At 56.2% G+C, this 13,628-nt stretch carries 11 protein-coding genes; 8 read left to right on the top strand and 3 right to left on the bottom strand.

Going from position 1 to position 13,628, the window contains the following annotated elements; all coding sequences use genetic code 11:
- Positions 1-42 precede the first annotated feature (42 nt).
- Complete coding sequence (locus tag IB237_RS14570) at positions 43-1,233, bottom strand: efflux RND transporter periplasmic adaptor subunit (protein WP_192489366.1); 1,191 nt, start codon at positions 1,231-1,233, stop codon at positions 43-45.
- A 53-nt stretch (positions 1,234-1,286) separates the two neighbouring features.
- On the bottom strand, positions 1,287-2,084 hold the full coding sequence (locus IB237_RS14565) for an alpha/beta hydrolase fold domain-containing protein (RefSeq protein ID WP_192489365.1): 798 nt from the start codon (positions 2,082-2,084) through the stop codon (positions 1,287-1,289).
- Positions 2,085-2,238: 154 nt separating this feature from the next.
- Between IB237_RS14565 and IB237_RS14560 the strand changes: the two genes are divergently transcribed.
- Complete coding sequence (locus IB237_RS14560; RefSeq protein ID WP_192489364.1) at positions 2,239-3,153, top strand: LysR family transcriptional regulator; 915 nt, start codon at positions 2,239-2,241, stop codon at positions 3,151-3,153.
- Positions 3,154-3,163: 10 nt separating this feature from the next.
- Here IB237_RS14560 and IB237_RS14555 read toward each other — a convergent pair whose 3' ends face one another.
- A complete protein-coding gene (locus tag IB237_RS14555; RefSeq protein ID WP_371815323.1) occupies positions 3,164-3,883 on the bottom strand; it encodes a GntR family transcriptional regulator in 720 nt (239 codons plus the stop codon).
- A gap of 313 nt (positions 3,884-4,196) precedes the next feature.
- Here IB237_RS14555 and IB237_RS14550 point away from each other — a divergent pair, with 313 nt between their 5' ends.
- From IB237_RS14550 to IB237_RS14520, 7 genes are all read left to right on the top strand, one after another.
- On the top strand, positions 4,197-4,970 hold the full coding sequence (locus IB237_RS14550) for a LamB/YcsF family protein (RefSeq protein ID WP_192489362.1): 774 nt from the start codon (positions 4,197-4,199) through the stop codon (positions 4,968-4,970).
- Between the two features lies 1 nt (position 4,971).
- A complete protein-coding gene (gene pxpB / locus IB237_RS14545) occupies positions 4,972-6,618 on the top strand; it encodes a 5-oxoprolinase subunit PxpB (RefSeq protein WP_192489361.1) in 1,647 nt (548 codons plus the stop codon).
- The gene (locus tag IB237_RS14540) at positions 6,615-8,396 is read left to right on the top strand and encodes a biotin carboxylase N-terminal domain-containing protein (RefSeq protein ID WP_192489360.1); all 1,782 of its coding nucleotides are present in this window, start codon (positions 6,615-6,617) and stop codon (positions 8,394-8,396) included. The genes pxpB and IB237_RS14540 overlap by 4 nt, the downstream gene beginning before the upstream one ends.
- Positions 8,393-10,219, top strand: coding sequence for an ABC transporter ATP-binding protein (locus IB237_RS14535; RefSeq protein ID WP_192489359.1), 1,827 nt, complete (start codon positions 8,393-8,395; stop codon positions 10,217-10,219). Before IB237_RS14540 ends, IB237_RS14535 begins: the two co-directional genes overlap by 4 nt.
- A gap of 40 nt (positions 10,220-10,259) precedes the next feature.
- Entirely contained in the window at positions 10,260-11,783 is a 1,524-nt protein-coding gene (locus tag IB237_RS14530) for an ABC transporter substrate-binding protein (RefSeq protein WP_192489358.1), read from the top strand.
- A gap of 61 nt (positions 11,784-11,844) precedes the next feature.
- On the top strand, positions 11,845-12,771 hold the full coding sequence (locus IB237_RS14525) for an ABC transporter permease (RefSeq protein ID WP_192489357.1): 927 nt from the start codon (positions 11,845-11,847) through the stop codon (positions 12,769-12,771).
- 6 nt (positions 12,772-12,777) lie between these two features.
- Complete coding sequence (locus IB237_RS14520) at positions 12,778-13,626, top strand: ABC transporter permease (protein WP_192489356.1); 849 nt, start codon at positions 12,778-12,780, stop codon at positions 13,624-13,626.
- Positions 13,627-13,628: the final 2 nt, after the last annotated feature.

Below are 13,628 nucleotides of genomic sequence, written 5' to 3'. Positions count from 1 at the left end.
GATGATTGGGTGAGGCGGGTCAGGCCCGCCTTTGCCCTTTGGTCATTGTGATGCTGCGACGGTCTCTTCGGCCTGTGGCGCAATGGTGGCGCCGGGGCGGATACGCTGCAGGCCATTCACGACGATCGTGTCACCGGCGGAAAGACCGCTTTCGATGATGCGTGCGCCTTCGGCTGCCCCACCCGGCTTGACCTGGCGGTAGCTGACCTTGTTTTCACCGTCGACAATGAAGACGAACTTCTTGTCCTGATCTGTTCCGATGGCGCGGTCGCTGATGACGATATGGTTTTCAGCCTTTGGCTGACCCATGCGAACACGAACGAACTGGCCGGGGATCAGGCGACCATCGGGATTGTCGAAGATGGCGCGCACACCAATCGTGCCACTGGCTGCATCGACCTGGTTATCAACGAGGTGCAGTGTACCCTTGATCGGTGTTCCTTCATCGGCGAGCGTACCGGCCTCGACAGGGATTTGTTCAAGCGCAGGGATTGCCGAGGCGGAAACAGGCAGTTGCGACAGCGCCTTTGCGACCATTTCTTCGCTGGCATTAAAGCTGGCGTAGATCGGATCGACTGACACCAGTGTGGTCAAGGCCGGTGCAGCAGAACCGGCAGCAACCAGGTTGCCAACGGTGATTTCAAGTTTGCCGACCTTGCCGGAAACCGGTGCGCGGATTTCAGTGTAACCAAGGTCAATTTGCGCTGTCGTCAATGCGGCACGGGCGGCGCGCAGTTGCGCTTCCGCTTCGGCGAATGCGCCCTGACGCTGGTCCATGTCACTTTGTGAAATGGTGCGATTATCCGACAGTCTGCGACCACGTTCGAGTTCCGTACGAGCCAGACCAATCTTTGCCTCGGCTGCTGCAACCTGTGCTTCGGCGCCCGCCAGAGTGGCCTGAAATGGTGCCGGATCGATTGTGAAGAGGGCATCGCCTGCCTTGACGAGGGCACCTTCACGGAAATGAACCGATTGGACCTGACCGGCGACGCGTGAGCGTATCTGCACACGTTCTACCGCTTCCAAACGTCCGGAAAATTCTTCCCAACGCATGACATCACGGCTTTGTACCGTCGCCACTGTCACTGGAATCGCAGGTCCTTCAGCAGGTGTCGAGGCCGCCGTTGCATTGGTCTGCGTGCTCATTTCAAAAAGTAAAGCTGCGGCTGCAACGGACACAGCAAGGCTTATGCCGGCACCCGTCAGGGCCCAGCGCTTGTTTTTCAGCGTCATGGGTTTCTCCTTGGCCCTGCGTCAGGGCCGATCAGTGATATGAAAATGGTGTTTTAATGTTTCAGTTCTGCAATAAAGTCGTTGAATTCGGTACAGACGGTTGGCAACCACTGACCTCCTCCTCCGCGATAAAGTTCCGTCCAGCCTTCGCCAGCGGGGAATACATGTTGTCTTACAAAAGTGCCCGCGTCACGCAGCCTGTCGGCATAATTGACGGTCTCATCACGTAGCGGGTCGTCCTCGGCAGTGAACACCAGCGCTGGCGCGACCTTGCTGAGCCGTGTGCATTGGCAAGGGGCAGCATAAGGATGGAAAAAGCCACATGCCTTTGCCAGATAGTGACTCCACCCGTCAGCCCAGCGTTGTCGCATCCCTATGCTGTCGGCATTGCGGAATGACGCTGTTGCCATCATCGGATCAATCATAGGAGAGAGCAGGATCTGTCCTGTCAGTTCTCCGGGCATGCGGTCGCGTGCCTTGAGCGCTAGTCCTGCGGCGACATTGCCGCCGGCCTCTTCACCAGCCACAAACAGCTGAGACTTTGCACCGCCATATTGTTTCCGGTGGTTGTAGAGACAGTTCAATGCCTCGAATGCGCAATCAATGGCCTGAGGAAATTCATTGTTCGACGGTGTAATATAATCCGCCTCGACAACGATAGCACCCGTTTCGGCCAAAGCTCTCGCGACAGGCAGTTCCGGACATTGGCCGCTCTGTTCCTGAAACGAACCGCCTCGCAGATACAGGATCAGGGGCGGCGTGCGTGAGACAGTCTCATTTTGATAAAGACGCACAGAGAGACAGGGGGTATCAGCCCCTCCGATCTCAATGTTTTTCCAATACGTCTTCATCGTGTTTTGTCCGGGTTGGGGCAGTGACTCGCTCGCCACTTGCCATAAATCATGAAATGCATATTATTGTTCGGATAAAATCGATCAAGCATGCATAATTGAAAACACTATTCCAAAAATCGGAACAATAGAGCGAAAATGAAAGGATGTCGGCGTGGATCAGTTGTCGGCGATGCGTGTATTTGTGCGAGTTGTTGAAACCGGCAACTTTTCCCGTGCTGCGGATTCGCTTAATATGCCGAAAACCACTGTCACGAACATGGTGCAGGGTTTGGAAGCGCATCTCCGTACAACGCTGTTGAACCGCACGACGCGACGGGTAATGCTGACGACGGATGGTGCCCTCTATTATGAACGCGCCATTCAGATCATCTCGGAAATTGACGAACTCGACGGCAGCCTTTCCAATGCGCAGGTCCAACCCTCCGGGCGGCTGCGCGTCGAAATGGCAGGGGCCTTTGCCGACCTTGTGGTTATTCCCAACGTCTGCTCCTTTCACGAGAAATACCCGCTGATCAAGTTGGATCTGGGTGTCGGCGACCGATTGGTGGACTACATCGCCGAAAACGTCGATTGCGCTTTGCGGGTCGGTACGCCGCGAGACCAGTCGCTGATCGCGCGCAAGGTTTCAGAACTGAGGTTGGCCTCTTACGTTGCACCACGCTATCTGGAAAAATTCGGATTGCCGCAGCACCCGCAAGAGCTTGAAGATAAACATTTTTGTATCGGCTATCTGAACGCGGTGTCCGGGCAGATCATGACCATGGATTTCGAAAAAGACGGCCAGAAACTTGATATTGCGCCCAACTACATCATGTCCGTCAATGACAGCAGAACCTATCTCAATGCCGCGGTTGCTGGAATGGGTGTGGCGCAGCTTGCACCCTTCATGGCCGATGAGGCCGTAAAGCGCGGTGAGCTTTTACCTGTCTTGTCCGATTGGGAACATGAAAGCTTGCCGATTTATATCGTCTATCCACAAACACGACATGTGACGAACAAGGTAAGGGTATTCGTCGACTGGCTGGCACGGCTGATGCACAATCTTGATGTGAGGACTTCAGCCTGATCGCCGTGTCTCAGGCACGCTCGCCATTTTCTGCATAAATGCGGGCATAAGCCGCGAGAATAAAACGTTCGGCCTGGAGAAGATATTTCTCAAGGCTTTCAGCTGCGGTGGCCGCGGCTCCGCGCTCCAATTGGCTAAGGATCGTCTGATTCTGGTCGATATAGGGTCCGTGCAGATACTCAGGATCACGCAGCAAGCCAAAGACCAGCCGCAGCTCCAGCGATATCTGGCCGTAAAATGCGGTCAGGCGCGGGCTGTCTGCCAATTGCACGATTGCTGAGTGAAAAGCGATGTCGGCGCTACCGACACCTAGCCATTCACCTGCTTCACGGTGGCGTTTTGCGGTTTCGACGGCTTCGCGCATGACTGAAACGCTGGGGTGGCGCGGATGGGCATGCGCCAATGCCGGGCACTCGATAAAACGTCTGACGCGGTAAATGTCGATAATTGTCGCCATGCTGGGTGTTGACACGAATACGCCGCGGTTGGCTTCGTACCGCAACAGGCCTTCTTTGGTCAGCAGTCTGAAAACCTCGCGCAGGGTGTTGCGCGACACCTGCAGCTCCTCGCCCAGTGCGATTTCCGAAAGATGGCTGCCGGGTGGCAGGGTGCCGGATACAACGCGTTCGCGTATGCGGGAAGCGGTGGTTTCCGCAAGTGTTTGCACCTGCTCTGTCGAGGCCGCCGTTGTGCTCACGGATTTCGCCTTCTTCATCTGCGTTCCCAACATGTTGGTATCTTTCTGCGCTTCAGGACAGGGTCGGCTATGACGCCAACTATATTGGTGAAGCGCGCGCAATCTATGCGCCGCGGTGCGAGGCTTCAAGCGAGATAAGTGCTATAGTGGCTTCCAAAACAAGAAAAAATAACCTGCAACACAAAATAAGTGCTTATTTTATGTGCATAATTTAATTTTTTGTAGGCTGATAATGAAAGATTGTTCAACAGTATAGACATGATTGTTGCCCTTTGCTAGGTTTTGCTGACGGTTGACCCCGCACATGGTCGGCTTTTTGCCATTCTCCGCTCTCGATGGGTTATTGATGCTGACATTCGATCTGAACAGCGATCTCGGTGAAAGTTTTGGTCCCTGGGCGATGGGAGATGACGTGGCGATGCTGGACATTGTCAGCAGCGCCAATGTCGCCTGCGGTTTCCATGCCGGTGATCCCGCTGGAATTCTGCGGACGTTGCAACAGGCGAAAGTCAAAGGCGTCGTGATCGGCGCTCACGTCGGTTACCGCGACCTCGCAGGTTTTGGTCGACGCAATATGGACCCAACAAGCGAAGAACTGGTTGGTGATGTCATTTATCAGATTGGTGCGTTGAAGGGCCTTGCGACCGCCGCTGGCGCCCGCGTCGATTATGTGAAGCCGCATGGGGCGCTCTATAATACGATTGCCTTTGATGAACGTCAGGCGGCTGATGTGATCAAGGCAATTCTCAGTGTTGATCCTGAACTTGTGTTGATGGCGCTTGCCGGCTCGCCCTTGATCGAGCAGGCGCGTGTCGCGGGCCTTCGCGTTGTCGCGGAAGCTTTTGCCGACCGTGCCTATACGGCCGATGGAAAGCTTGTGTCGCGCCGCGAAAAAGGTGCCGTCCTGCATGATCCTGACGTGGTTGCGCAACGCATGTTGCGACTGGTGCGTGAGGGTGTTGTTCAGTCCATCACTGGAACTGACGCACGGATCGAGGCGCAGTCGATTTGCGTGCATGGCGATAGCCCGGATGCAGTCTCGATGGCAGCCCGCCTGCGTGCCGTGTTTGCGGCAGAAGGCGTATCCATCCGGTCCTTCGTCGCGCAAGGGCGCCCGTGATATGACGCTCGCAGTCCCTTCTTCTGCTGTTGCCGTGCCGTCGTTACGGGTATTGCCGTTGCGCCCTGGTGCGTTGTTGTTGGAGTTGGTGGGGCTGGAAGAAACACTGTCGCTCTACGACGCCTTCCAGCAGTCACCTGTGGCAGGTGTTCTGGAAATCGTGCCGGCTGCGCGGACCCTGATGATCGCTTACGATCCACTCAGCCTCGATCAGGCCGAGTTGCTGCAAGCCGTTGCTGCACGGTTGGGCAAAAAGCGCAGTGTTGGAGTAACCGAAACCGTAGACATCCCCGTTCATTATGACGGCGAAGATATTGCCGATGTTGCCGAACTACTGGGATGTTCCACGTCCGAAGTTGTCAGGCGCCACACTGAAGCGGAGTATACGGTCGCCTTTACCGGTTTTGCGCCGGGTTTTGCCTATCTTTCCGCGCCGGGTGCAGAGCTTGCCGTTCCCCGTCGCAAGTCACCCCGCACAGTCGTGCCCGCTGGTTCCGTCGGCCTTGCCGGTGAATTCAGCGGTGTTTACCCCAAGGCTAGCCCTGGTGGCTGGCAGTTGATTGGTAGAACACCACTGGCGATGTTCGATCTTGCCCGTGACCCCGCAACGCTTTTGCGTCCTGGCCTGCGTGTTCGTTTCCACGACATTGCTCGCTCCAGCATGCACGCGGTTGAAAAGACAGCGGTTGTTGCGAAGCCTCGCGCAGGTGTTCCGTCCGATATCGGAAACGGTATCGAAATCTTGAGTTCCGGTCTGCCGGTTCTGATGCAAGATTTGGGGCGGGCCCATATGGCAGCGCAGGGCGTCAGCCTGTCCGGAGCACTTGATCACGGAAATTTCAAGCTCGCAAACCGCATCGTTGGCAATCGTCCCGGTACACCGGCACTGGAAATCGCACCGGCTGGATTTTCCTTCAAGGCGATTGGACGCGGTGTCGTGGCCTTTACGGGCGCACCGGCTGCTACGTCTGTGACCAGTGCCAACGGCGATGTTGCCAGCGTCGATTTCAATACGCCCATTGCGTTGGATGATGGCGACGTGGTTGCTCTTCAGTCTCCGCTAAGTGGTACGCGCTCTTATCTTGCCATGCGTGGCGGCTTTGTGGTTGAGCCTGTGCTGGGCAGTGTGGCAACCGATACCCTAGCGCAGATTGGTGCTGTGGCACTTGGTGCCGGTACACAGCTGGCCGTTAATTCTGAAAACGTAAAAAAACCTGTGCTGCCGGGTGAGCAACCTGCTTTTGCCATGCCGAAAGCCGACGAGATCGTGACGCTGGATATTTATCTGGGGCCACGCACTGACTGGTTTACCAATGAGGCGGTGGAAAGTTTCCTTTCGCAGAGCTGGCGGGTGACACCACAATCCAGCCGCGTCGGAATCCGTCTGTCGGGCGAACCGCTTGAGCGGCTAGACCGCAATGAATTGCCCAGCGAGGCAACACTGCGCGGTGCCTTGCAGGTGCCTGCCAGCGGGCAGCCGGTGCTTTTCCTGTCGGATCATCCCCTCACGGGCGGTTATCCCGTCATAGCCAATGTCGCGGCTCATCACCTTGATCTGGCAGGTCAGATACCTGTTGGCGCTCATATCCGTTTTAATGCCCTGAATGCTTTTACGCATATCGATTTCGTTGCGAGTGATCCCCAATGAAAAAAGTCCTGATTGCCAATCGCGGTGAAATTGCTGTTCGCGTCATTCGTGCCTGCAGGGATTACGGTCTTCGCTCGGTGGCTGTTTATGCCGATGCGGATGCTGATGCCTGTTTCGTCAAAAAAGCCGATGAAGCCTATGCGCTGAAAGGTGTGACGGCCGCCGAGACCTATCTCGATATCGCTAAGCTGATTGATGTCGCAAAGCGTAGCGGTGCCGATGCCGTACACCCGGGCTATGGTTTCCTCTCGGAGCGTTCCGAATTTGCCCGCGCAGTTATCGATGCGGGCCTGATCTGGATCGGCCCCGATCCTGAGGTCATCGACGTGCTTGGCGACAAGCTTTCGGCGCGCCGTATCGCACAAAGTGTGGGTGCGCCGCTGGTTGCCGGCAGTGATGGTGCAATTGAAACGGCGTCTGAGGCGCTTGCTTTTGCCAAACAACATGGCGTTCCAATTGCCATCAAGGCTGCCCATGGCGGCGGCGGACGCGGTCTGAAAATCGCTCGCAATCTGGACGAAGTTGAAGAACTGTTTGAGTCCGCGACGCGGGAGGCGCTGGCGGCGTTTGGCCGTGGTGAGTGTTTCATCGAACGCTTTCTGGACAAGCCGCGCCATATCGAGGCGCAAATTCTTGCCGATCGTAGCGGCAATGTGGTCGTCGTCGGCACACGCGATTGTTCGTTGCAGCGCCGGAACCAGAAGCTGGTCGAGGAAGCGCCTGCACCGTTCCTTTCCGATGTGCAACGTCAGGCCATCCATAACGCTGCCCGGGATATCTGTGCGGAGGCAGGTTACACCGGTGCCGGAACCGTGGAGTTCCTGCTGAGCGTCGACGGTGTCATTTCTTTCCTTGAGGTGAATACCCGCCTTCAGGTGGAACATCCGGTTACCGAAGAAACAACCGGAATTGATCTTGTCATCGAGCAGTTCCGCATTGCCGAAGGCAAAACGCTGTCGTTTACACAGACACCGGAACCACGTGGTCACGCCATCGAGTTCCGTATCAACGTGGAAGATCCAGGTCGTGGCTTCTTGCCATCAGCCGGTCATATCACCCGGTTTGAAGCGCCTGCCGGTCCCGGTGTCCGTCTGGACAGCGGCGTGAACAATGGATGCGATGTGCCGCCGATGTTCGATTCCCTTGTGGCGAAACTCATCGTCTGGGGCAGGGATCGTGAGCAGGCAATTCGGCGTGCCCGTCGCGCACTTGGTGAGTTCGTCATCGAAGGTGTGCCCTCGACCCTGCCGTTCCATCGTGCAGTCATGCAGGACAATGATTTTGCGGGCGCCGACTTTAAGGTTCATACTCGCTGGATCGAGACTGATTTCGCAGCTGTGCTTGAACAGGCTGCACGCCCGGCACAACAGGGCAAGGCGGCCCTGCTGCGCGGTGTTGCCGAGATTGACGGCAAGCATGTCGAGATTGGCCTGCCAGAGAGTTTCTTGCGACTTTTCGGGCAGGCTCACATGACACCGGCAGACGCCAAAACGGATGCTGCGGCAGATGAAAACGCATTGCGTGCGCCACTCGCCGGAATGCTTGCCCACTGGCGCATTGAAAACGGTGCAGAAGTCGAAAAAGGCCAGGTTGTTGCGATGATGGATGCCATGAAAATGGAAACGGCCATCTCTGCACATCGTTCTGGCGTCATCACGCTGCTCGCCGAAGCCGGTACATTCCAGCAGGCGGCAAATGTCATTGCGCGCATCGACCCGATTGAAACGGGTGCATCTTCCCATAACGCCGGACAGGCCAAGCCGGAGACAAAGGCATGACCAATTCCCCGAACGCTCAGCGACCGCTGCTTGCAGTCAACAACTTAAGTGTCAGCTTTGGTGGACGCCGGGTCGTGGACGACCTTTCATTCAAGGTGGAAGCGGGCCGCACGGTGGCTGTCGTGGGTGAGTCCGGCTCCGGAAAATCCGTAACCTCTTTGTCGACCATGCGATTGGCCGACATGATGGGTGCGAAGTTCGACACCGGCAGCATTCTGTTTGACGACAGGGATCTGCTGAAACTGACCCAGAAGGAAATGCGCTCCATCCGTGGCAAGGAAATTGCCATGATCTTCCAGGAGCCGATGACCTCCCTGAACCCGGTTTTCACCATCGGTGATCAGGTATGCGAAGTGCTGATTCTGCACGAAAAGATCGGCAAGGTTGAAGCACGCAAAAAAGCCCAGGAACTGCTGGAAATGGTGCGCCTGCCGGATGCCGGAGAGCTTCTGGACCGTTATCCGCACCAGCTGTCCGGTGGCATGCGCCAGCGTGTGATGATTGCCATTGCATTGGCCTGTCGTCCCCGGCTGTTGATCGCCGATGAACCAACGACGGCGCTAGACGTGACCATTCAGGCGCAAATCCTCAACATCATGCGAGACCTGCAGCAGAAGCTCGGCATGGGCATGATCTTCATTACCCACGACATGGGTGTTGTCGCCGAAATGGCAGACGATGTTGTTGTGATGTGGAAGGGCAAGAAGGTTGAAGAAGGCCCGGTCGCCGAGATTTTCGCCAACCCCAAGCACCCTTATACACGCTCCCTGCTGTCGGCTGTGCCACGTCTTGGTAGCATGACAGGGGAAGAGTTCCCGATCCGCAAGCCATTGACTGTGCTTGAGGACGGTGAACCAAAGACAGTTGGCGAGGAACGTGTTCAGAACACGGTTCGCCAAGAAGGTGAGCCTCTGCTGTCGGTGCGGGACCTGTTTGTACGTTTCGATATCAAAAAGAACTGGTACGGCAAGGTGACCCACCGCTGCAGTGCCGTTTCGAAAGTATCCTTTGATATCCGTCCGGGTGAAACACTGGCGCTTGTCGGTGAATCTGGCTCCGGGAAATCGACAATCGGACGTACGATCCAGCAGCTGCAAGCATCCCGTGCTGGCGAAATCTCGTTTGCCGGAAAACGCTACAGCGATATGTCGGCGGCCGAGCGTTTCTCCATGCGTCAGAAGGTGCAGTACATCTTTCAGGACCCGTTCGCCTCACTCGATCCACGCAAGACCGTGGGCTTTTCGATCGCCGAGCCGATCAATACCCATGGTTTGATCCTGGGCACCAAAGAGGTGCGTCGCCGGGTTGATGAGTTACTGGAGCGCGTCGGTCTCGATAGCTCATTCGCCAGCCGTTATCCGCACGAGTTTTCCGGCGGTCAGCGTCAGCGTGTCTGCATTGCCCGTGCACTGGCATCCGATCCGCAACTGATTATCGCCGATGAGGCGCTTTCGGCTCTCGATGTGTCCATTCAGGCGCAGATCATCAATCTGTTCATGGACCTTCAGGCAGAGCGCGGGTTGGCCTATCTGTTCATCAGCCATGACATGGCAGTGGTGGAGAAAATGAGCCACCGCGTTGCCGTGCTTTATCTCGGCCAGATCATGGAAATGGGTAGCCGCCAGCAAGTGTTTGAAACGCCTGCGCATGACTACACCCGCCGTCTCCTGTCGGCTGTGCCGGTTGCCGATCCGACGCGAGCCCGCAATACGGCGCTGCTGGAAGGCGAAATCCCAAGTCCTATCCGTGCTGTGGGCAACGAACCAAAAATTCTCGAACGTGAGGAAATAAACCCGGGTCACTTCGTAGCAAAAAGTGCCTGAAAATAGCGATTAATCGCGTATCACTAAAAGGAAGAGGTACATGAAAATAATCAAATGGGGAATAAGTGCTACTTTCATGGCGCTGGCTCTTGCTTCCGCACAGCCAGCCGCTGCCGCTGGGAAACTGACGGTTTCCTTGCAACAGGATCCGGGAAGCTGGGACCCGATCGACACCTTTCTGGTGGCGTGGGCTTCCGTTTCTACCAACATTTTCGATGGTCTGACTTACCGTGGTCCTGACCTTAAAGTTGTTCCGGGACTTGCTGAATCCTGGGAAGAGCTGAATGACGGCAAACTACTGCGCTTCAAGCTGCGCCAGAATGTCAAATTCCATAACGGTGAAGACTTCAATGCTGCTGCCGTCAAGTTCACCTTTGACCGTCTTCTGGGAGATGAAGGCGCCAAGGGTCCACAGCGTTCCAACTACACCGTTATCGAAAGCGTTGATGTTATCGACGACTACACGGTTGAGATGAAACTCAAGTCGCCGGACCCAGTGCTGCTGACCAAGCTGGCCGGTTATGGCGCGATGATCGTTCCGCCAAAATACATTCAGGAAAAGGGTGAAGACAATTTCAACGTCAACCCGGTCGGTACCGGCGCGTTCAAGTTCTCGTCCTATGCTCCGAAGGTTGATATCAAGCTGGAAGCCAACCCGGACTACTGGGGTGGTGCACCGAAGATCTCCGAGCTTGAGTACCGCTTTATCGCCGAGCCAGCCACAGCCGTTGCCGAACTTCAGGCCGGTCGTGTCGACATCGTTATTCCGCCAACCATTCCGATTGGCATGATCCCTGTCATCACCGGCGATTCCAAGCTGGAGATTGTCAGCGTTCCCGGCCCAACAGTAGATGCGCTGCGTTTCAACACCCGTGATGGCATCACTGCAGATCCGCGTGTTCGCAAGGCCATCATCATGGCTGTCGATCGTTCCACCATCGTCCAGTCCATTCTGGCTGGTCAGGCATCGGAGATCGCAAGCTTCCAGAGCGCTCTGTCCTTCGGTCATGATCCAGAACTGGAGCCGCTGCCTTACGATCCTGCCGGTGCAAAGAAGCTCCTTGCTGACGCTGGCGTCAAGGCTGGAACGCCTTTGCAGATCGACGTTCGCGGTGCAGATTCCACGATGAATGAAGTGGTACAGGTTATTGCCAGCTATCTTCAGCAGGTAGGCCTGAACGCAACCATCAAGCCTTACGAAACAAATGTGCTGGTCAACGACATCATCCCGCAGGGCAAAACCGGTGCGATGTTCCAGCAGAAGTGGGGCGGCTGGACATTCGACTTCGATAACACGGCCTATGCCATGTACCACTCGGGTGAAAAGTGGAACCCGTATGAAAAGGACGAGACGCTGGACAAGCTGCTGGAATCGCAGCGTCCGCTGACCGACCGTGCAGAGCGTGAAAAGATCCTTCGCGAAGTTGGCCAGTATGTTGCCGACAAGGCACTTGAACTGCCGCTCTACAACTCCAACGCCATCTTCGGCATCAACAAGCGCGTGAAGGGCTTTGTCGCTCCTCCTGACAACCGCTTGAAGCTGAACGAGGTAACCGTCGAGTAATCCGACGAAACGGCGCCGTCTGCCTGACGGGCGGCGCCTCTGACTTGCGAAGGGAAAAAACGTGGCCGGTTTCCTCATCAAACGATTGTTGCAGGCGCTTTTTGTCGTCATTGCCATTACGCTTCTTGTGTCTTTTGCCGTGCGCCTGACTGGCGACCCGGCCCTGATGATGTTTCAGGGCGGCGGCGGAAGCATGACGGAAGATGATCTGGCGCGTATACGTGAAGCACTGGGCACTGACCGGCCGTTCTTCGTGCAATATGTGAGCTTCCTTAAAGGGCTGGTCACATTCGACCTCGGACGCAGCTTTACCGGCGGCACCTCCGTTTCCCGTCTTGTTGGCGATGCGCTTCCGGCTACGTTGCTGCTCGCCTTTATCTCGATGTTCGTGTCGATCGCCCTTTCCATTCCGCTCGGCATCAAGGCTGCAACGTCGCGTGGCAAGGCTGCCGATCAGGCCATTCGCATCTTCTCGCTGATTGGTCTTTCCTTCCCGAATTTCTGGCTGGCGACTATGTTGGTGCTGTTGTTTGCCATAACGCTTGGCTGGTTGCCGCCAAGCGGCATGGTTGGCATGTCCAGCTACGTCATGCCCGCATTGACCATGGGCGTCATCCTGACCGCGACCAATGTTCGTCTTGTGCGCACAGCCATGCTGGACACGTTGCAGTCGCAATATGTGATGGTTGCCCGTGCCAAGGGCTTAAGTGAAAGCAAGGTGCTCTACAAACATGCGCTGCGCAATTGCGCCATTCCGCTCATTACCTATTTCGGCCTGCAGTTCGGCGGCCTCCTCGGCGGTATCGTGGTCATTGAACGTGTCTTCAACTGGCCGGGCCTGGGCACGCTTGCTTTTGATGCGGTCGCCGCGCGCGACTATCCTGTGCTGCAGGGTGTCATCACCGTTCTTTCCCTGCTGATTGTCGGCATTAACCTGCTGGTCGATATTGCCTATGGGCTGGTCGATCCGCGCATTCGCACGGAGTAATCGCTGATGGCTGCCAATTCCTCACGCGCTTCCCGCTTTGCAAGTCTTGAATTTGTGCTTGGCGCTTGCCTGACCGTTGTTATCTGCCTTGCAGTGCTATTTTCCGATTTCCTGTTCCCCGGCGGAGCAGAAAAGATCGATCTTATGGCCCGTCTGGCAAAGCCCTTTGCCAACGCTGCACATCCCTTTGGCACTGATCCACTTGGACGTGATGTGCTGGCGCGCGTTGTTGCAGGCGGTAAGATTTCGCTGCTTGTCGGCTTTTCGTCTGTTCTCGGTGCCGTCGTGTTTGGCGTCGTGGTCGGACTGGTTGCCGGTTATTACCGTGGCTTCTGGGACATGCTGGTCATGCGCTTTGCCGACCTGCAGCTTGCTATGCCGTTCATCCTGTTGGCGATCACCTTCATTGCCATCGTTGGTGGCAGCCTGACCAACACCATCATTCTGCTGATCGTATCGCAATGGGTGCAGTATGCCCGTCTGGTGCGTGGTTCGGTGCTGACATTGCGTGAGCGCGAATTCATTCTGTCGGCGCGCGCGATTGGTGTCAAAGACTGGCGCATCATCTTCCAGCATCTTCTGCCGAACCTGATTGGTCCGGTAATCGTGTTGATGACCTTGAACGTTGCCAACAATATTCTGCTGGAAAGCAGCCTGACATTCCTGGGCCTTGGCGTTGATCCGACAATCCCGAGCTGGGGTGGCATGCTGGCAGACGGCCGTACCTACCTGCAAACGGCCTGGTGGGTCAGCGTCTTCCCCGGTCTGGCCATTCTGTTGACCGTTCTTGGCCTAAACCTTCTGGGTGACTGGCTGCGTGACAGTCTCGACCCGACCGGCCGCACTTCGAGGTAAAT

The sequence above is a fragment of the Agrobacterium sp. AGB01 genome (assembly GCF_014851585.1).
GTDB lineage: Bacteria > Pseudomonadota > Alphaproteobacteria > Rhizobiales > Rhizobiaceae > Agrobacterium.
Note: the sequence above shows the minus strand (reverse complement) of the source record. Positions and strands in the feature narration are given on the sequence as shown.

What these genes read in the sequence shown, in the direction of transcription:
- IB237_RS14570 (WP_192489366.1), bottom strand. Translation starts at nt 1,233, where the DNA reads ATGACGCTGAAAAACAAGCGCTGGGCCCTGACGGGTGCCGGCATAAGC.
- IB237_RS14565 (WP_192489365.1), bottom strand. Translation starts at nt 2,084, where the DNA reads ATGAAGACGTATTGGAAAAACATTGAGATCGGAGGGGCTGATACCCCC.
- IB237_RS14555 (WP_371815323.1), bottom strand. Translation starts at nt 3,883, where the DNA reads ATGTTGGGAACGCAGATGAAGAAGGCGAAATCCGTGAGCACAACGGCG.
- IB237_RS14550 (WP_192489362.1), top strand. Translation starts at nt 4,197, where the DNA reads ATGCTGACATTCGATCTGAACAGCGATCTCGGTGAAAGTTTTGGTCCC.
- pxpB (WP_192489361.1), top strand. Translation starts at nt 4,972, where the DNA reads ATGACGCTCGCAGTCCCTTCTTCTGCTGTTGCCGTGCCGTCGTTACGG.
- IB237_RS14540 (WP_192489360.1), top strand. Translation starts at nt 6,615, where the DNA reads ATGAAAAAAGTCCTGATTGCCAATCGCGGTGAAATTGCTGTTCGCGTC.
- IB237_RS14535 (WP_192489359.1), top strand. Translation starts at nt 8,393, where the DNA reads ATGACCAATTCCCCGAACGCTCAGCGACCGCTGCTTGCAGTCAACAAC.
- IB237_RS14530 (WP_192489358.1), top strand. Translation starts at nt 10,260, where the DNA reads ATGAAAATAATCAAATGGGGAATAAGTGCTACTTTCATGGCGCTGGCT.
- IB237_RS14520 (WP_192489356.1), top strand. Translation starts at nt 12,778, where the DNA reads ATGGCTGCCAATTCCTCACGCGCTTCCCGCTTTGCAAGTCTTGAATTT.